This window comes from Arthrobacter sp. J156 (assembly GCF_056172865.1).
Genome location: NZ_CM149650.1, coordinates 105993 through 122487 on the forward strand (window position 1 = coordinate 105993; position 16495 = coordinate 122487).

Sequence of the window (16495 nt, forward strand, 5' to 3'; positions counted from 1 at the left end):
CCCGGAGGTCCGTCCCGAACGGGCGGACTGGAAGGCGCGCGGCGCCGGACGCCTCGCCGCGGCCGGTGTGGCGGCGTTCGTGGCCTGCGCGGCGGCCCTGCTGCCCGGGTGCACCGGGGTGCCCGGGCCGGCTCCGGCGTCGTCCTCTTCCTCTACTGCATGGCCCACCCTCGAAACGAGCCCGTCCGCGTCGCCCGGCGACGCGCCCGGCGCCGGGGTGGGCGGCGGCGAGGCCGGAGGCGACGCGGAAGCCGGCGGAACCGAAGTGTCGCCGCTAGCAGTGCCCGCGCTGGGTGGAGACCTCCTCGTGCGCGCCGACGGGCAGATCGGGCCCGGTTCGATCGAAGGCGTCCGCCCCAGGGGAGGGGCGATCGCGGTCGCCGTCGCCTGCCGCGGGGAGGGGAAGATCTCGGTGCGGATCGGCGGTGCCGGCGGGTTCGGACTCGAGTGCGCGGCGGCCTCGAACGACATCAGCGGGGTGTTCGAGATCGGCGAGCGGCGGCGCCTCATCGACATCCATGTCGACGCGGGCCGGGAGACCGAATGGTCGTTGGCCGTCTCGGAGACCGAACGGAAACCCGGCGCAGGAGGCGGCTGACCTCGCGCCGGTGTCCGGTGCTCCATCGCATCGGGCCCCCGCGGGTCAACCCGTTCGAGACAAGTCCCACATTAGATGAAGTAACAACTAAATTCTTGCTTGAGTGGAGGGAAGGAGGGCCCGGTCCATGGGACCTCCACACGATGAGCGTCGCCTGCTGGGCGGCCACCGAACCGATGACCCCAGGAACCAGCGAGGAACCATGACCACTCAGAACGTGACGGCCCAGGACACGACAGGCCCGAAGACGACTCCGAACACGATCCTGCGCCCCGGCCCGGGGGCGCTGACCACCGCCCAGACGCTGCTCCGCGTCGTCACCGGCTTCCTCTTCGCCGCCCACGGATGGCAGAAGTACAACGAATTCACGCTGGCCGGCACGGAGGCCGCCTTCGGGCAGATGGGCGTCCCCGCCGCGAACCTGGCCGCGCCCTTCGTCGCCACGCTCGAGCTGGCCGGCGGCATCGCGCTGATCCTGGGCCTCCTCGCCCGTCCGGTCGGCGCCGTCCTGGCCGCCGTCATGCTGGGCGCCATCGCCCTCGTCCATGCCCCGGCCGGGGTGTTCGTCGAGGCCGGCGGCTTCGAGCTGGTCCTCGCCCTGGGCGCCGGCGCAGCGACGGTCGCGCTGCTCGGCGCGGGCCGCTGGTCGCTCGACACCGTGCTCTTCGGCCGCCGCGGCGCGCTGTCCAAGCTGGCCTGATCCAAACCGTCACCGGCATCCCCTAGGGTGCTGACACGGGGCCCGGCTGGTGCCGGGCCCCGTTGTCATTCGCATCGAGTACAAGGGGGAGCCATGGGGTGGTTGTCGGCAACAGGGGGAATGACCGCGTTCGGGAAGGTGGCGGCCGCGGCCGTCGGGGCGTCGGTCGTCGGGTTGATCGCCGTGGGCGGGGCGCAGTTCGTCAAGCTGCCGCTCGGCGAGGGGGACCGGGCCACGGTCCAGCGCGTCATCGACGGGGACACGTTTGTCGCGCGCGTGGGCGGATCGGAGCAGACCATCCGCCTGCTCAACGTCGACACCCCGGAGACCAAGGCGCCAGGACAGCCGGTCGAGTGCCTCGGGCCGGAGGCCACCGAGTTCCTCGAGGGCCGGCTGGTCCCGGGGCAGGAAGTGCGGTTGGTGTACGACGTCGAACGGACCGACCGCTACGGGCGCACCCTGGCTGGGGTGTACGAGGGCGGTTCGCTCGTCAACGCTGACATCGCGGAGGCCGGGCTCGGCGTCGCGGTGCTCTTCGAGCCGAACCGGCGCTTCTACCAGGAGGTGCTCGACGCGCAGGCGAAGGCGCCCGCGCAGCTGGCGGGCTTCCATGATCCCGAGATCGGATGCACGCTGCCCGGGCAGGTCGACGAGGCGATCTCGGACCTCGCGGCGTTGGAGGCGCTGTCGCCCGTCTCGGCGACCGGGGCCGCGGCGGCCGTCGCCGCAGGCGCCGCCGCACTGGCCGCGGCCGATGCACTCGCCGCGGCGGTGCGCGAGGGCGGCCATGCGCTGGGGTCCGTGGCGTCCGCGGCCTACAAGGCGGCGGGGACAGGGGTGCTCGTGGCCGGCCTGGTCGAGGCCCGGACGTCCGGCGCGCAGCAGCACGAGCGACTGAAGGGCATCGATGCCCGCATCCAGCGCGAAGCCGCGGAGGCCGCGGCCGCGAAGAAGGCGGCCGAGGAGAAGGCGGCGGCCGAGAAGCGCGCCGCTGAAGAGGCTGCCGCGAAGAAGAAGGCGGCCGAGGAGAAGGCGGCTGCGGAGAAGAAGGCCGCCGAGAAGCGCGAGGCCGAGAAGAAAGCCGCGGAGAAGCGGGCCGTCGAGAAGGCCGCGGCAGAACGGCGTGCGGCCGCCGAGCGGGCGGCTTCCCAGAAGGCGCATCAGCAGCAACAGCGGAAGTCCCAGCCGGCCCAGAAGGCTCCGACGCAGAAGGCCAAGACCACGCCGTCCAACCCGTACCCGGGCTACACGGGTCCGCGCTGCTACGCCCCGGGAGGCAAGAGCTGGAAGCCCTGCGGGCGCAGGTAGCCGGGGCGTGAGCTTCCCCGGGGATCGATCAGATCAGGTCGGACTCGGGGAAGGCGCTTGGCCGACGACGCCGGAAGCTACGGCCGGGGGAGCCGCCAGTGTTCGCCTGCCGACTGGTACTGCTGAGCCTGTTCCGCTGCGGTCATCTCCCGGCCAGGCGAGTCCGCCGGCACCCGGAGGGAAGCGCGCCCGGCACGCTGTCTGTAGGCGGCCACTTGAAACTCGGCGACGATCTCACGGGGTAGGAATCGCCTGAAGCCCTCGAAGTCTGCCTCGTCCGCCCGGAACGAGACGGCGCGGCTCACTTCGTCGGACTGATCGTCCCGGTGGGCCGAGACCAGAAAGTAGACGAACTCGCTCAATTTCCGAAGTGGGTGTCCGGCGGGCAGGCTTGCAAACTGGGCCTTGACGTTTTGCGTTGTGCCGCGGAAGTCGGAGAGGCGGGTGCCTCCGGATTCGCCCGCTTGCAGACGCAGGAAGACGCCCGCCAGCAGAGTGGCCATGCGGAAGCACTCTTCAGCTCCTGGCAGTTGTCCTTCGACGGCTTCCCAGATGAGAAGGGTGACGTCTTCGACGTCGTCCGCGTCGTTGCGGAAGGTGAGGTCGTTCATGACTGCTCCTTTCGGGTTGTGCCAGATTGAGTGGGGAATCGATTCGAGGGTTCCGGTGGGTGAGGACGCCGACACGAGGGCGCGCAGATGCGCAAAGGGGCCCGCTGACGGCGGGCCCCTTTGGGGTGGTGTATGCAGAAACGCCCGAAAGCAGGGCTTTCGGGCGTGAACTATGTGGACTGGATGAGGGCAGGGATGTGCCTAGGCCGCATGACGTCTGAGTGTGGAGTTATGGATAGAAGGTGCCAGATTCACAAACGGCACCGCCGAATGATCTGTAATCGATGATTATGAATGTACCTTCGTTGCACTGCAACAATTTTCTGAGATTGCGATCCAAGCTTTATAAATATCCCTTGTTTGGAATTGTCGTGGATCGACGAAGGCCTTTCCTCAGGGAATGCGTCAGCGCGGCCAGACTCCCGAGCTGCCGCGGCGGTGGCTCGAGACGAGGTGCGTGTCGATGATGCCGATCGCCTCCATGAGGGCATACATCGTCGTCGGACCCACGAACTTGAAGCCCCGCCGCCGTAGCGCCTTCGACAGCGCCACCGACTCCTCGGACTGCGAGGGGACCTCGTCGAACGTGGCCGGCTCCGGGGTCGTCTCCGGCTGGAAGGACCACACGAGGGCCGCGAGCCCGCCGTCGGCGCGCAGCCCGATCGTCGCCCGGGCGTTGGCGATCGCCGCCTGGATCTTGGCCCGGTTGCGGATGATCCGGGCGTCCTGCATGAGCCGCACGACGTCCTCCTCCGTGAACCCGGCGACCACGTCCGGGTCGAAGCCGGCGAAGACCTCCCGGAACGCCGGGCGCTTGCGCAGGATCGTCGCCCAGGAGAGCCCCGACTGGAAGCCCTCGAGGCAGATCCTCTCGTACAACCCCTGCTCGTCCCGGACCGGCATGCCCCATTCGGTGTCGTAGTACTCGCGCATCAGGGGGTCCGTGCTCGCCCACGCCGGCCGCGCCAGCCCGTCCTCGCCCACAACCACTGTCATAGTCCCGTCTCCCTCATGGTGATGTTGATCCTTCCGCTGCCGATCCCGCACCCGGCCGGGGCGGTTCCGGGGTGCACCTTGACGACCCCGTGGTAGGCCAGCCGCGACGGGCCGCCGAAGACGAACAGGTCCCCGGACGCGAGCTCGATGTCCTCGTACGGCTTGTTGCGGTGCTCCGTGTTCCCGAAGCGGAAGCGGCACGTGTCCCCGATGGAGAGGGAGACGACCGGAGCCCGCGACTTCTCATCCCGGTCCTGGTGCATGCCCATGTGGGCCGTGGAATCGTAGTAGTTAACCAGCGCCGTGTCAGGCGTGTAGGCGAGCGCCCGGCCTTCGTCGACGCCCGCCTCGAGGAGCGCCTTGCGGCCGAGGCGCACCATCCACTCCGGGAAGTCCAGGACCCGGTTCCCGTTGACGTCCACGGCCTCCCGCGTGTACTCGTACGGCCGCCAGTGCCAGCCCAGGCACACCGTCTGGACGCTCATCCGGTGTCCCCGCACCACGGCCGAGCGGAGCGGCACCGGACCCGCGACCCACTCGCGGAAGCGCTCTGCGATCCACGCCTGCTGGCCGGGCGCCAGCCACCCCGGCACCCACACGGCTCCGGGAGCGAGCTCGCGGCGCGGCCGCTCGATCAGCTCGTCGCCGAACAACGCGTCCATCCCCACCTCTCCTTCCCGCCCTGCCGGTAGCGCACCGCCGACCGGCGTCCCGTTTCGGAGACCACGGTACCGGCCGGGTCGTGGACAGGGCACACACGCACGTGACCTGTGCATCGATCGTCTCGTTCGACGGTTGTGGAGGGGATCTCATGGAAAAGCGCGCGGCGGGCCGCGCAAGGTCACGGACCCCGGCCCGGGGGCCGGAGGGCATCGGCGGGTGGGGTGCCGCGGGCCCGGTTCAGACCCTCTCGAAGAGGTCCAGCGCCGCGAGGTAGGCCTCGTGGTAGCTCGGAAACTGGGCCACCTGGTCGCGCAGGACCCCGATCGGCAACTCCGCGCGGATCGCGAGCGCGGCGTAGTGGATCCACTCTCCGGCCTGCGGTCCCACAGCCCACGCGCCGAGCAGGACGCCACGGACGACGTCGGCCAGCAGTCCGAGCCGCGTCTCCGGGTCCCGCTCATAGGTCCATGGGCGGGCCAGGGCCTCCGCCGCGTCCAGCTCGACGGCCTCCACGTCGAAGCCCCGCTCCCTGGCCTGTCCCGCCGTCAAGCCGACGGCTGCGATCTCGGGGATGCTGAACACGACGCGCGGTATGCCCGCGTAGTCGGCCGTGGGAGTCCTTCCGAGGATCGCCTCGGCCACGATGCGTCCTTGGTACTTGGCCACGTGGGTGAACGGCAGGCGTCCCGTGACATCGCCGACGGCCCAGACGCCTTCGGCCGCGCGGCACGTCGAATCGACGACGACGGCTCCGCGATCGTCCACGACGACGCCTGCCGCCTCCAGCCCGAGGCCGTCGGTCCGCGGGCGGCGTCCCGTCGCGAAGACGACGGCATCCCCCGAGACCTCCCGTGGGCCGCCGCTTCCCTTGAGCTCGAGGGTGCTGAGCCCGCCGCGCCGCGTGGCCCGGTGCGGGGCGGCGCCGAGGACGACGTCGATGCCCGCCTCCCGCAGTTGCGCGGCGGCAAGCTCCGAGACGCGCTGCTCCTCCCGCGACAGGAGGCGGTGGCCACGATGAACCAGCGTGGTCCGGACGCCGAAGCCGGCCAGGAACGTCGCGGTCTCCACCCCGACGGCGCTGCCTCCGACCACGACCACCGAGCCGGGCAGCTCCTGCACGGAGTACGCTTCCCGGTTGGTCCACACGGTGATGTCCCCGAGCCCCTCGAGCGCGGGCAGCTCCGGAACGGTTCCGGTGGCGATGACGAGGTTCCGTGCCTGCAGCGTGCGCCCTCCTGCGTCCACGCGTCCCGGGGCGGTCACCGTGGCGTGTGCCTTGACGACCGTGGCGCCACGTTCCTCGTAGGCTGCCGATTGTGCCGAGTCGTCCAGGTGGCGGACCATGGCGTCCCGGTACTCCGCTGCCGCGCGCCAGTCCAGAACGGCGCCGGTGGCGCCGGGAGCGCGGCCCGCCGCGTGGACCGCCTCGGGCCCGCGCAGGAGCGTCTTGGAAGGGATGCAGGCCCAGTATCCGCACTCGCCGCCGATCAGTTCCCTCTCGACGACCGCGACTTTCTTCCCGGCGGACAGCAGGCGGTCGGCCGCTACCTCGCCTCCAGGGCCCATGCCGATGACGATCGCATCGAATTCCTCAACCATGCGACCCACGCTCCCACATGCGTTGGCACCGGGGAAGGTGCCCGCGACAGGCAGGAGGAAGCGCGATGCCCGTGCCGCGCCCGAGCGTCCCGGGCGATCCGCGGGCGATGGGCGGGAGCCGTCCCGGGCCGTCGGCTGGCCTGTGCCGCCCCCATTCCCCACTGTCGGTGCCCTCCGCTAGCGTCTGGGGCATGGACATCATCCTCGTACCCGGTTTCTGGCTCGACGCGTCGTCATGGGACGACGTGCTGCCTCCCCTGCTCGCCGCCGGCCACACCGTGCACCCCCTGACCCTTCCAGGCCTCGAATCGGTCGACGCCCCGCGCGCGGGCATCGGCCTGCGCGACCACATCGACGCCGTGATCGAGGTCGTCGACGGTCTCGAGGGCCAGGTCGTGCTCGTCGGCCACTCCGGTGGCGGCGCCATCATCCACGGTGTGGTCGATGCCCGGCCGGACCGCGTCGCGCGGGCGGTCTACGTGGACTCGGGACCGCTCGGCCACGGCGGAGTGATCAACGACGAGCTACCGGCCGAGGGCGACTCGATTCCCCTGCCGGACTGGGAGGTCTTCGACGACGAAAGCCTCGCCGATCTCGACGACGGGCTGCGCGAGGCCTTCCGCGCCCGGGCCATTCCGCAGCCCCGGGGCGTTGCGGAGCAGGCTCAGGTGCTCGGCAACGAGCGCCGCTACGACGTCCCGGCGACGGTCATCACCTGCGAGATGCCCGGGGATCTCCTGCGCGAGCTCATCGCCAAGGACCACCCGTACGTGGCAGAGCTCGGCAGGATCAAGGATTACGAGATCATCGAGCTGCCCACGAGTCACTGGCCCCAGTTCACGCGCCCCACCGAGCTGCGCGAGCTGATCCTGGCCGCCGTCGAGAAGGCGGCCGGATAGCGCGGTCAGACAGCGGCTGGATAGCGGCTGGATAGCGGCTGGAAAGCGCGGCCTCAGCCGCCGAGCCACACCGACTGGGCGCCTGCGTCGCCGATCAGGATCACCTGGACGGTCGACGCGAGGGCGAACAGGAGCCCGACGACGCTGAGCGCCGTGTGCACCCACGGGACACCGGCCAGGGCGCCCTCGTTCAACTGCGCGACGAATCCGGGGCGTCCCAGGTGCAGCACGGCCGCGACGACGAGGAACACGGCCGTGGCCACGGTGAGCGGCACGATGTACTCGGCCAGTTCCTCGTGGCGTTCCAGGATCGGGGAGCTACCGGTCGTCTCCAGCAGCTGCTCGCCCGTGGCCCGCGCCGCGATCGCCCCCGCGACCGAGGCGAGCGCGAAGAGCCCGGCCAGCGGCGCCATGGCCATGCGCCACCGCGGAACCAGCGCCGCGGCCGCGAAGACGGCGGTCAGCGGGATGAAGACCACCACCACGTGGATGATGAGCGGGTGGAGCGGGATGCCGTTGATCATGCCCGCATTATCGCGCCGCAGGCGCCGATCCGTTCCCCCTCGAGGCGAAGAATTCTCCGAGCCGTGATCCGCGTCCGGCCCCCGCGAGCGCGGCAGGCCGTGCCCCGGGGAGCACGAGAGGCGGCCGCTTCGTGTTGTTGGATGGACGCATGGCCACTTCCCGTGAACTGCTGACCATCCATGCCGAGATCCTCGGGGCCGATCCGTCGATCTGGCGCCTCGTCGAGGTGGATTCAACGCTGCCGCTGGACCGCTTCCACAAGGTGCTCCAGGAGGCGTTCGGTTGGGACGGCTACCACCTGCACCTGTTCATGGACCGCTCGCCCGACGAGGACGTCCGCCGGGCCCTGCGTGTGGTGCCACGGACGTGGCTTATGGAGTCCTCGATCGACGAGGGCCTCGAGGGCTTCCCCGAGGAAGAGGAGACGGTCGGCGGGGCGCTCTCGATCGGTCAGGGCAACCTCTACTACGAATAAGACTTCGGTGATTCCTGGATCCATCAGCTCCGGCTGATCTCCTCGCGCCCCTTCGCCGACGGCGAGCCGCTGGCGTCCGTGCTCGACGGCGCCCGCCGTGCCCCGCTCGAGGACAGCGGCGGGATCGGCGGCTACCGGCAGTGCCTGGAACTATGGGCCCGGCGTGACGGCGAACTCTCCGAGGACGAGCGGCAGACGCTCGAGTGGGTGCGTGGCATGGCGGGCCTGACGGGGGAGTTCGATCCGGGCGAGTTCGACGCGGGCTTCGCCAACGCCGCCGTCCGCGCCGCGGTGGGTGGTCCGGGTGCCGGGGACGACGCCGGGGCCGCGCCCCAGGCGCTCGGCCTGCGGTGGATCGCCGAGCAGGATTCCTACGGTCGGCGCTGGCTGCGGAGCCTGGCCCGTGCCGCGGGGCTGTGGGGGGAGCAGCCTCTTTCGGCCGCCGATCCGCTCGTCGCTCCCGGCGTCGACGCGGTGCTGGCCGCTGCCGGTCTGGACCTGGAGACCCTGTTGAAGCCGCTGATCTGGTTCGTCCTCGAGGCCCACGAGCGGGGCTTCGAGCTCACGGACACCAACCGTCTCAAGAAGGTCGAGGTCGCCCGGATCGTCGACGAGCTGGGCTGGCAGGATCCGCACCCCTACGGAACCGAGCAGAAGACGGAGAACGGATACCCGGTCGTCGCCCGGCTGCGGACCATGGCCCTGGAACTCAAGCTCGCCCGCCGGCAGGGCAAGCGCCTGACCGCGGGCACGGGCGCGGTGCGCCTCGCGTCGAAGCCGGAGAACCTGTGGGGGAGGGTCGTCGACTGGATCGAGGACCGCGGCCACGGGACGCTCCGCGACGAGACCGTGATCGAGCTCCTCGTCACCGCAGGAGGCCCAGGGCTTAAAGCGGCGCGGGACTCCATGGCGAGGCACGAGCTGGTCAACCGGGCCATGGAGGTCATCGGCTACACGAACTCGCAGGGCGGACCCCTGATGGGCTACGTGCCCCCGCCGGAACGCTACCTGGCGCTGATGCACACCCTCGCCGGCCCGCTCCGCTCGCGGCTCGGCAGCGAGGGGCACCAGGAGGCGGAACGCCGCCGCACCGCCATCGCCCGGGCGCTCCTGCTCTCCTGATCCAGGCGTCGTCGCGGACGCTTCGGCAGGTCTCGGCGCGATACCGGCCCGATGGCCACTCCGGCGTGTTCGCGGTCCGGGGTCAATCGGGGCTGGAATCCGGCGCCGGCGGCCGCGGTGCGGCGTGTGCGTCGTGGTGCCTGGGGTGCAGCGCCTCCTGCTCCTTCAAGTGCTTCTCGAGCTTCTCCTCGGCTTCCCGGCGGCGCTGCGCGAGCGATCGCAGCTCCTCGTGGCTTTGGAAGACCTCCTCGTGGTGGCGGGCGGAGGAGCCCCGCTTGCGGTGCCCCGATCCGGACCCTGGCGTCGTGGAATCCGATGGTGTCTGCATACGGCCATCGTCGCACCGATCACGGCCGGCCGACAGGGCCCCGCGGCGATCTGGTCGCCGGGCCAGGTCCCCGGAGGGGAGGCCCGAGGCGCCGTGCAGTACGAGCGGTACGCCGGCGGAGGCGCCGCGGATCCGCCCGATCAGCTCCCCATCCAGGCGCGGCTCGCCGCGGTAGCTGCCGTGGGCGTTGCCGATCGCGACGGCGAGGAGGTCCGCGCCGGATTCCTCGAGGAACCCGGCCACGAGCAAGGGGTCGGTCATCCCGGAGGGGACGTCCGGCGTCGTACCCCGGCCCCGAGGACGTGGCGCTTGAGGTCGTCCAGGGTCTGGTCCATGTGTTCCAGCATCGCGCCACGGGCCCCTCTTTTCGTCTGTTGTCAGATCACCGCCCCAGTCCGTTCCCCGGGCTCCGTCAGCGTCCCAGGTACTCGAGCAACACGGCGGCCGCCGCCGTCGTCCCCGTTTCCAGGGCCGGACCCAGTTCGGGGCCGAAATGGGGGGAGTGGTTGACCGGGAGCGGTCCCGCCGCCGGATCGAAGCCGCCGAAGAACCAGTACACGAGCGGGACCCCGATCGCGTCCGCAAGTCTCCCCACGTCCTCGCTGCCCATGAGCTGCGGCTGCTCCTGCACCTGGTCCTCGCCGAGCGCCCGGCCCAAGGCGGCCGCGACGCGGGTGGGCTCGGCGGGGTCGTTGTAGCAGCGCGGGAACCGGGAGATCGGCTCGACGAGCGGCTTCGGCGCTCCCGAGGCGGCGGCCTCGGCCGCGACGATGCGTTCGACGGCTTCCAGGACCCGCGACCGGGCCTCCTCGCCCGCGGTCCGGATGTTCAGGGTCAGCTCCGCCCGCGCCGGGATGATGTTCTCCTTCAGGCCGGCATGGAACGTGCCCACCGTGACGACGGCCGGTGTGAGCGGCCCCAGCTCGCGGGAGACGATGGTCTGCAACCGCGTCACGAGGTGCGCCCCCATGACGATGGGGTCGATCGAGTCCTGGGGCTGCGAGCCGTGGGACTGCCTGCCGAAGAGCGTGACCCGCAGGGAGTCCGCCATCGCCATCGTGTTCCCGCTCGAGTAGGCGACGCGCCCCGAGGCGAGGGGCATGAGGTGCTGGCCGAGGACGATTCCGGGCCGCGGGGCCTTGTCCCAGAGGCTGTCGGCGACCATGGCGGCCGCGCCGGCGCCGGTCTCCTCGCCCGGTTGGAAGACGAGCACCAGCGTTCCCGCCCAGTCCTCGCGGCGGCGCAGGAGCACGGTCAGCGCGCCGAAGGCGGTGGCCACGTGCGTGTCGTGTCCGCAGCCATGCATGACGGGGACCTCTGACCCGTCGGGCAGGAGGCCCGTCGCCGTGGAGGCGTAGTCGAGCCCGGTGTCCTCCGCGATGGGCAGGCCGTCCGTGTCCGCCCGGTAGGCGACGACCGGGCCGTTGCCGTTGCCGTTGCGCACGATGCCGACGACGCCGGTCCCGCCGCAGCGGAAGTGCTCGATCCCGAGCGCTTCCAGCCGCTCCTCGATCAGGGCCGCGGTGGCGTGCTCCTGCATCGACAGCTCCGGGTGGGAGTGCAGGTGGCGGTAGAAGGCGTGCTGATCGGCGCGCTCGGCCTCGGTGAGGGCCAGGGCTGCGGTGGCGGTGGTCATGGGGTGGTTCTCCTTCGGCGCTACGGCTGGGATTCGGTGGTGGCATCGGCGGGGCGGCCCGTGTGCCGGTTGCGGTCACGGAGCAGCCACGAGAGCGCGATCGCGAGGACGACGACGATCGCGGTGGCGAACAGGCCCAGGGTCGGGAACGCCGGAACGACGACGAACAGGAAGAGCAGGGACAGCCCCACGGCGATCAGGGTGGGCCGCAGCTGCCGCATCGTCACGACGGCCTGGACCAGCACGGCGCCGAGCACGGAGGGAAGGATGTAGAGCCGGGCGACCTCGATGACGTCGCTCGGGATGACGCTGATCAGCCAGGTGCCGAGGAACCCGACGAACACCAGGAGGGAGACGAGGTGGACGGTCGCCGCGCCGCAGATGGCCATGACGGCGGTGAGGTCGCCACGTCGGGTTCCGGCCTTGGCGCCGATCGAGGACTGGGCGACGATGGCCGCCGGGAGCAGCTTGTTGGAGATGTTGCCGATCATAAACGCCTGGTACATGGCCGATGAACCGAGGATCGGGAAGTAGGTGACGGGTTCCAGGACCCACAGGACGCCGAAGGCGGCCGCGACGCCGATGAAGGCGAGCCAGATCTGCTGGGCCGCGAGGTCCATGCCGGTGAAGAAGGCGACGTAGACGGGGCCGATGAGTGACAGGGCCAGGCCGATCATCATGGTGACCCGGCCCCAGCGGTTGGTGGTGGCCTCGAAGCCGGCCATTCCGGCGGCGGCCCGGGATTCGGTGACGGTGCTCATGGGTTTCCTTCCCGGGTCCTAGAGGGTGTGGGCGAAGTAGGCGGTGAAGAGGGCGACGACGATCGCGATGCCCAGCGCCCATTCCTTGAGCCAGTGCGCCTTGAGCGTCCTGGCCAGGAAGAGGCAGCCCGCCATGACCGCGGCGGAGACGCCGACGGTGACGGCGTGGACCGCGGACTTCGGCAGCTCGGCGATGGTCAGCATGCTGAAGGCCCCCAGGAGCGCCGCGCAGGGGATGATCGCCATCGCTGCCGGGTTGACACGGGCGAGCGAACTGCTGCCGCGCTTGAGGATGGGGGTCAGGATCAACGTGGCGAGCATCCACATGGCTCCGGACAGGCTCATGACGATGAAGGAGAGAGCGAAGACCTGCTGCGTGTAGTCGGGGCCGCCGAGCGTGGCGCCGACGCTGTTCGCGGCGATGCCCGCCGAGGCCGTCTCGGCCGCCGCCGAGCCGATCAACCCGATCCTGACCAGGACGGCCGGCGTTCCGAAGAGCGCCAGGAGTGCGATCGCGACGAGCACGACGGCGAGCGATGGCCCGACCGAGGCGACGGCGCCGGCCCGGTAGGCGCCCATGACCTCGCGGGTCTCCATGCCGATCTCGGGGCCGGCCCTGCGCGCGGCCTTCATGTAGATGAAGGTCTGGACGAAGATGACGGCGAAGACGCCGAAGGCGCAGAACCAGACCACGGGGCTGTTGGCCAGGGCCAGGATGTCCGTCGAGGCGGGATCGGCGGCGGTGGGAAGCGGTCGGTGGATCATGGTCCCAGCGACTCCTCCAGGGGAAAGGTGAGGTGGATCACAGAGGAACCGGGGCGCCGCGCGGGCTACGCCTCACCGGGGTTGAGCCGTCCGCCCCGCTTCCGGGCGTGGAGCAGGAGGGTCGTCTCGATCGCCTCCGCGTCGCGGGTCCACTCGGACCGTGTCGTGAAGTCGTACAGTGCCGCGTTGGTCTCGAAGACGACGTCGGCCACGACGTGGCGCTCGCCGGCGACGGCCGCCGCGTAGCGGACCTGGGGATGAGAGGCCAGCGAGCGACCGAGCTGCTCGACCTTGTCGGGGGAGGCCTTGAGCCAGAGCATCGCCTCGACGGGCCGTCCGGCGACGAGCGGCTCGACGAGCGCCCGGATCTGCACCCGGCGGTTGGCGAGGATCCACTCGAGCCTGCGCGCCGCCGTCGTCTCCGAGGTCGACGCGCGCCGGGCGAGGGTCTCGATCGTGGCCCGGCCGTCCTCGAACAGGACGTCGGCGAGCCTCCGGTCGATGCCCTCGAGTGGTGCCTCCGGGATCATGCCCGAGGTCCCGGGAACAAGCGGCGTGGTCAGGGCATTGACCTGTTGCGGCGTCAGCGCTCCCAGGTTCCACTTGCCGAGCGTGCGGAAGTACCGCAGCACGGGGTAGCTGAACGCGCGGACCAGCCCGACGGTGGCAGGGATCTCGTGGGTGAGGACGGGGCGCATCCGTCCGTGGTCGAACAGGAGCTCGGCGACGCAATCGGCCCCTGTTGCGCCGGCGGGCCCGGGCGTACAGTTCGGTGTGGGGGAGCAACCCCTGATTCCACGGGGACCCCGTTCCCAACGAGGAGGCACGCCATGCCCATCAAGGATCCAGGCCGGCACCAGTCCAAGAAGGTCGGCAAGAGCATCAAGCAGAAGCGCGCGGAGAAGCGCGCCAAGGCCGCGGGGACCCCGCTCATCGACACGGGCAAGACGTCCCGCCAGCGGCACTGACACACGACGGCGGGTCCGGGCTACCGGGCCCGCCGTTTCGCTGCCCGGCCGGCCCGCATCCCGCGGGCCCGGCATGACCGACGGAACGGACGGAGCAGGAGGAATCGATGGATGCCATCACGGACTGGATCGAGGAGGAGGACGGCCGCTGCCTGGTGGTCGTGGAGGCACGGATCGCCGCGGCGGCGGAGGCGGTCTGGGAGTCGGTGGGGACCGGGCCCGGCTACACGGCGTGGTTCGTGCCGGCCGAGGTCGAGCCCGGCGAGGGCGGTGGTGTCACGATGCACCACGGGAGCTTCGGTGACTCCGAGGGCACCATCACGGCATGGGACCCGCCGCGCCGGATCTCCTACGACGAAGGAGGGTGGTTGGGCGAGGACACCCCGGTGCCGCCGTGGTCCACGGAGGTCGATGTGGAGGATCCGGGCGACAATGCGCCGCTGGTGGTGCGCCTGACCTCTGGCCTGTTGGAGGACGGGCCGCGCTGGAGGGAGCAGATCCTGCCGACGCGTGAAGGATGGGTGGGCGCGGTGCGGATGCTCCGCGAATACCACACGCACTTCGCCGGGCTTCCTGCGGCCCAGTTCATCGTCCAGGTCGAGCCGGGCGGGAACGACGTCGTGACCGGGGTGGGTTCCCTGGACGACGGCGGTGTCCCCGGCCCAGTCCCCGACCTCGCCGAGGCGGCGGGGCTGGCCGGGGTGGAAGCGGGTCGTCCGGCTGTCACGGCCCCTGGCGTGCCGCCGCTGGCCGGGACGGTGATCGCCCAGGATCCCGGATCCGTGACGCTGCGGGTCGACGGCGCGGGGATCTACGAGTTCGGCACGGCCGAGTTCGGCCCGACGCGCATGCTCACGGTGCGGGGCTACCTCTACGGGGTCGACGCGGCCGAGCGCGCGGCCGCCGAGGAGCGGCCCTGGCGGGACTGGGTCGAGTCGCTCCTGCGCTGACGGGACCGATGGGCCGGGCGGTCTCCGGCCGCCACGGCGTCCGTGCACCGGGAGGCATCGAGTGCTGCTCCAATCCGTCGCCCTTCCCGCTCCGAACTGCCGTGCGACAGCCCGTACCGGAGACGGAAACGGGATCCCACGGCGGGCAACCGCCGATCGGTTGAAGGAGCATCATCATGAAGACCCTGAACCGCAGGTTCGCAGGAGCCCTCGGAATCGTCGCCATCGCCGGACTGGGCCTGACGGCTTGTGCCGGCGGTGCCGATCCGGGCCAGGATCCGTCCTCGCCGGAGGGCGGCAATGCCACGTCGGCCCCGGCATCCGCTCCGGCGACTTCGGAAGCCGCCATGGATCCGGCTGCCGGCCTGGTCGGCCCCGGCTGTGCCGCCTATGCGGAGCAGGTGCCGGACGGCGCCGGATCCGTCGAGGGCATGGCCTTGGATCCCGTGGCCGTAGCCGCGTCCAACAACCCGCTGCTGACGACCCTGACGTCGGCCGTCTCCGGCGAGCTGAACCCGGACGTCGACCTCGTCGACACGCTCAATGGCGACGAGTTCACCGTGTTCGCCCCCGTCGACGAGGCGTTCGCCGCCATCCCCGAGGCGGATCTGACAGGCGTCGTCGAGGACTCGGAGATGCTCTCGAGCGTCCTCACCTACCACGTGGTCCCCGGCCAGCTCACTCCCGACGAGGTCATGGGCCTGCAGGCGACCGTTCAAGGGGCGGACGTCGAGGTGACCGGAAGCGGTGACTCCTTGATGGTCAACGACGCCAACGTCATCTGCGGCGGCGTGAAGACGGCGAACGCCACCGTCTACCTGATCGACGCGGTCCTGATGCCGCCGGCAGAGACGAAGTAGCCCGCCGTTACGGCGGTCGGCCGGACCCGGGGGACCGCGCCGACCGCCTCGGCACGCCGCGCCACATGCCGCGAGGACACACTGAAGCAGGAGGAGGGGTGGGACATGGACTACGGGCATGAGAGCGTGGACCCCATGCGCTTTCCACGGATCCGGATCGCGGCGGAGCGGCCGCCGACCCAGGAAGATCTGCTGCGCCGTGTTGCCTTGGGGGACGAGGACGCCTTCGAGGCCCTCTACGACGCCGTGGCACCCGTGGTCTTCGGCCTGGTCCGCCGCATCGTCCGCGATCCGTCGCAGAGCGAGGAAGTGGCACAGGAGATCTTCGTCGAGGTCTGGCAGAAGGCCGTCCTCTTCGATGCGGATCGCGGCAAGGCGCTGTCGTGGATCTGTACCGTGGCGCATCGCCGGGCCGTCGACCGGGTCCGTGCGAGCCAGGCCAGCCGTGACCGGGACCTCCGCCAGGGGATCAAGGAGTTCCAGGAATCCTACGACGACGTCCAGGACCAGGCTGTCCTACGGGCCGACGGCGAGCGCGTGCTCAAGGCCCTCGACTCCCTGACGCAGGCCCAAGGCGATGCCATCCGCCTGGCCTACTACGGCGGCTACACGCACCAAGAGGTCGCTGGACTGCTGCAGGTCCCGGTGGGGACCGTGAAAACGCGGATCCGCGATGGAATGATCAGACTACGGGACATGATGGGGGTGGCGTGATGGAAGAGAAGGACTGC

The 16495-nt window shown here is 70.7% G+C and carries 20 protein-coding genes; 10 read left to right on the forward strand and 10 right to left on the reverse strand.

Annotated features, from left to right (window positions below; genetic code table 11):
* Positions 1–265 precede the first annotated feature (265 nt).
* From AC0QR5_RS00545 to AC0QR5_RS00555, 3 genes are all read left to right on the forward strand, one after another.
* Positions 266–598 (forward strand): hypothetical protein, encoded by a 333-nt coding sequence (locus tag AC0QR5_RS00545; RefSeq protein ID WP_475372488.1) that lies wholly within the window; start codon positions 266–268, stop codon positions 596–598.
* A 202-nt stretch (positions 599–800) separates the two neighbouring features.
* Positions 801–1298, forward strand: a complete 498-nt coding sequence (locus AC0QR5_RS00550; RefSeq protein ID WP_329859560.1) for a DoxX family protein — start codon at positions 801–803, stop codon at positions 1296–1298.
* 120 nt (positions 1299–1418) lie between these two features.
* A complete protein-coding gene (locus AC0QR5_RS00555) occupies positions 1419–2606 on the forward strand; it encodes a thermonuclease family protein (RefSeq protein ID WP_329859561.1) in 1188 nt (395 codons plus the stop codon).
* A 77-nt stretch (positions 2607–2683) separates the two neighbouring features.
* Here AC0QR5_RS00555 and AC0QR5_RS00560 read toward each other — a convergent pair whose 3' ends face one another.
* The 4 genes from AC0QR5_RS00560 to AC0QR5_RS00575 form a co-directional block, all read right to left on the reverse strand.
* Positions 2684–3217 carry a hypothetical protein gene (locus AC0QR5_RS00560; protein ID WP_329859562.1) on the reverse strand — a complete coding sequence of 178 codons (534 nt, stop codon included), beginning with the start codon at positions 3215–3217 and terminating at the stop codon, positions 2684–2686.
* 405 nt (positions 3218–3622) lie between these two features.
* Positions 3623–4213 carry a DNA-3-methyladenine glycosylase I gene (locus AC0QR5_RS00565; RefSeq protein ID WP_329859564.1) on the reverse strand — a complete coding sequence of 197 codons (591 nt, stop codon included), beginning with the start codon at positions 4211–4213 and terminating at the stop codon, positions 3623–3625.
* Positions 4210–4875 (reverse strand): alpha-ketoglutarate-dependent dioxygenase AlkB family protein, encoded by a 666-nt coding sequence (locus AC0QR5_RS00570; RefSeq protein WP_329859565.1) that lies wholly within the window; start codon positions 4873–4875, stop codon positions 4210–4212. The genes AC0QR5_RS00565 and AC0QR5_RS00570 overlap by 4 nt, the downstream gene beginning before the upstream one ends.
* Before the next feature lie 238 nt (positions 4876–5113).
* Positions 5114–6475 carry a dihydrolipoyl dehydrogenase family protein gene (locus AC0QR5_RS00575; protein WP_329859566.1) on the reverse strand — a complete coding sequence of 454 codons (1362 nt, stop codon included), beginning with the start codon at positions 6473–6475 and terminating at the stop codon, positions 5114–5116.
* A 191-nt stretch (positions 6476–6666) separates the two neighbouring features.
* Here AC0QR5_RS00575 and AC0QR5_RS00580 point away from each other — a divergent pair, with 191 nt between their 5' ends.
* Complete coding sequence (locus tag AC0QR5_RS00580; protein WP_329859567.1) at positions 6667–7374, forward strand: alpha/beta fold hydrolase; 708 nt, start codon at positions 6667–6669, stop codon at positions 7372–7374.
* A 53-nt stretch (positions 7375–7427) separates the two neighbouring features.
* Here the strand turns inward: AC0QR5_RS00580 and AC0QR5_RS00585 are convergent, their stop codons facing one another.
* Entirely contained in the window at positions 7428–7898 is a 471-nt protein-coding gene (locus AC0QR5_RS00585) for a DUF2231 domain-containing protein (protein WP_329859568.1), read from the reverse strand.
* 149 nt (positions 7899–8047) lie between these two features.
* Between AC0QR5_RS00585 and AC0QR5_RS00590 the strand changes: the two genes are divergently transcribed.
* Together AC0QR5_RS00590 and AC0QR5_RS00595 are read left to right on the forward strand one after the other, a co-directional pair.
* On the forward strand, positions 8048–8374 hold the full coding sequence (locus AC0QR5_RS00590; RefSeq protein WP_329859569.1) for an IS1096 element passenger TnpR family protein: 327 nt from the start codon (positions 8048–8050) through the stop codon (positions 8372–8374).
* A 36-nt stretch (positions 8375–8410) separates the two neighbouring features.
* Positions 8411–9496 carry an IS1096 element passenger TnpR family protein gene (locus tag AC0QR5_RS00595; protein ID WP_475372542.1) on the forward strand — a complete coding sequence of 362 codons (1086 nt, stop codon included), beginning with the start codon at positions 8411–8413 and terminating at the stop codon, positions 9494–9496.
* Between the two features lie 82 nt (positions 9497–9578).
* On the opposite strand, the gene AC0QR5_RS00600 is transcribed toward AC0QR5_RS00595, so the two are convergent.
* The 5 genes from AC0QR5_RS00600 to AC0QR5_RS00620 form a co-directional block, all read right to left on the reverse strand.
* Positions 9579–10085, reverse strand: coding sequence for a class II fructose-bisphosphate aldolase (locus tag AC0QR5_RS00600; protein ID WP_329859570.1), 507 nt, complete (start codon positions 10083–10085; stop codon positions 9579–9581).
* Between the two features lie 151 nt (positions 10086–10236).
* Positions 10237–11460: an amidohydrolase gene (locus AC0QR5_RS00605; RefSeq protein ID WP_329859572.1), complete on the reverse strand. Its 1224-nt coding sequence runs from the start codon at positions 11458–11460 to the stop codon at positions 10237–10239.
* A gap of 20 nt (positions 11461–11480) precedes the next feature.
* The gene (locus AC0QR5_RS00610; protein WP_329859574.1) at positions 11481–12221 is read right to left on the reverse strand and encodes a hypothetical protein; all 741 of its coding nucleotides are present in this window, start codon (positions 12219–12221) and stop codon (positions 11481–11483) included.
* 18 nt (positions 12222–12239) lie between these two features.
* Complete coding sequence (locus AC0QR5_RS00615; protein WP_329859575.1) at positions 12240–12986, reverse strand: DUF5058 family protein; 747 nt, start codon at positions 12984–12986, stop codon at positions 12240–12242.
* Positions 12987–13051: 65 nt separating this feature from the next.
* Positions 13052–13684, reverse strand: coding sequence for an Lrp/AsnC family transcriptional regulator (locus AC0QR5_RS00620; protein ID WP_329859576.1), 633 nt, complete (start codon positions 13682–13684; stop codon positions 13052–13054).
* A gap of 132 nt (positions 13685–13816) precedes the next feature.
* Between AC0QR5_RS00620 and AC0QR5_RS00625 the strand changes: the two genes are divergently transcribed.
* The 4 genes from AC0QR5_RS00625 to sigK all read left to right on the forward strand — a co-directional run bounded on the left by AC0QR5_RS00625 (position 13817) and on the right by sigK (position 16478).
* Positions 13817–13954: a hypothetical protein gene (locus tag AC0QR5_RS00625; RefSeq protein ID WP_329859577.1), complete on the forward strand. Its 138-nt coding sequence runs from the start codon at positions 13817–13819 to the stop codon at positions 13952–13954.
* 107 nt (positions 13955–14061) lie between these two features.
* A complete protein-coding gene (locus AC0QR5_RS00630) occupies positions 14062–14904 on the forward strand; it encodes an SRPBCC family protein (protein ID WP_329859578.1) in 843 nt (280 codons plus the stop codon).
* Between the two features lie 176 nt (positions 14905–15080).
* Complete coding sequence (locus AC0QR5_RS00635) at positions 15081–15764, forward strand: fasciclin domain-containing protein (protein WP_329859579.1); 684 nt, start codon at positions 15081–15083, stop codon at positions 15762–15764.
* A 135-nt stretch (positions 15765–15899) separates the two neighbouring features.
* On the forward strand, positions 15900–16478 hold the full coding sequence (gene sigK / locus AC0QR5_RS00640) for an ECF RNA polymerase sigma factor SigK (RefSeq protein ID WP_430970672.1): 579 nt from the start codon (positions 15900–15902) through the stop codon (positions 16476–16478).
* Positions 16479–16495 lie beyond the last annotated feature (17 nt).

Bases quoted from the DNA above. Each gene is read 5' to 3' on its own strand.
- AC0QR5_RS00550 (WP_329859560.1), top strand. From the start codon at position 801: ATGACCACTCAGAACGTGACGGCCCAGGACACGACAGGCCCGAAGACG.
- AC0QR5_RS00555 (WP_329859561.1), top strand. From the start codon at position 1,419: ATGACCGCGTTCGGGAAGGTGGCGGCCGCGGCCGTCGGGGCGTCGGTC.
- AC0QR5_RS00560 (WP_329859562.1), bottom strand. From the start codon at position 3,217: ATGAACGACCTCACCTTCCGCAACGACGCGGACGACGTCGAAGACGTC.
- AC0QR5_RS00565 (WP_329859564.1), bottom strand. From the start codon at position 4,213: ATGACAGTGGTTGTGGGCGAGGACGGGCTGGCGCGGCCGGCGTGGGCG.
- AC0QR5_RS00570 (WP_329859565.1), bottom strand. From the start codon at position 4,875: ATGGACGCGTTGTTCGGCGACGAGCTGATCGAGCGGCCGCGCCGCGAG.
- AC0QR5_RS00575 (WP_329859566.1), bottom strand. From the start codon at position 6,475: ATGGTTGAGGAATTCGATGCGATCGTCATCGGCATGGGCCCTGGAGGC.
- AC0QR5_RS00580 (WP_329859567.1), top strand. From the start codon at position 6,667: ATGGACATCATCCTCGTACCCGGTTTCTGGCTCGACGCGTCGTCATGG.
- AC0QR5_RS00585 (WP_329859568.1), bottom strand. From the start codon at position 7,898: ATGATCAACGGCATCCCGCTCCACCCGCTCATCATCCACGTGGTGGTG.
- AC0QR5_RS00590 (WP_329859569.1), top strand. From the start codon at position 8,048: ATGGCCACTTCCCGTGAACTGCTGACCATCCATGCCGAGATCCTCGGG.
- AC0QR5_RS00600 (WP_329859570.1), bottom strand. From the start codon at position 10,085: ATGACCGACCCCTTGCTCGTGGCCGGGTTCCTCGAGGAATCCGGCGCG.
- AC0QR5_RS00605 (WP_329859572.1), bottom strand. From the start codon at position 11,460: ATGACCACCGCCACCGCAGCCCTGGCCCTCACCGAGGCCGAGCGCGCC.
- AC0QR5_RS00610 (WP_329859574.1), bottom strand. From the start codon at position 12,221: ATGAGCACCGTCACCGAATCCCGGGCCGCCGCCGGAATGGCCGGCTTC.
- AC0QR5_RS00615 (WP_329859575.1), bottom strand. From the start codon at position 12,986: ATGATCCACCGACCGCTTCCCACCGCCGCCGATCCCGCCTCGACGGAC.
- AC0QR5_RS00620 (WP_329859576.1), bottom strand. From the start codon at position 13,684: ATGCGCCCCGTCCTCACCCACGAGATCCCTGCCACCGTCGGGCTGGTC.
- AC0QR5_RS00625 (WP_329859577.1), top strand. From the start codon at position 13,817: ATGCCCATCAAGGATCCAGGCCGGCACCAGTCCAAGAAGGTCGGCAAG.
- AC0QR5_RS00630 (WP_329859578.1), top strand. From the start codon at position 14,062: ATGGATGCCATCACGGACTGGATCGAGGAGGAGGACGGCCGCTGCCTG.
- AC0QR5_RS00635 (WP_329859579.1), top strand. From the start codon at position 15,081: ATGAAGACCCTGAACCGCAGGTTCGCAGGAGCCCTCGGAATCGTCGCC.
- sigK (WP_430970672.1), top strand. From the start codon at position 15,900: ATGCGCTTTCCACGGATCCGGATCGCGGCGGAGCGGCCGCCGACCCAG.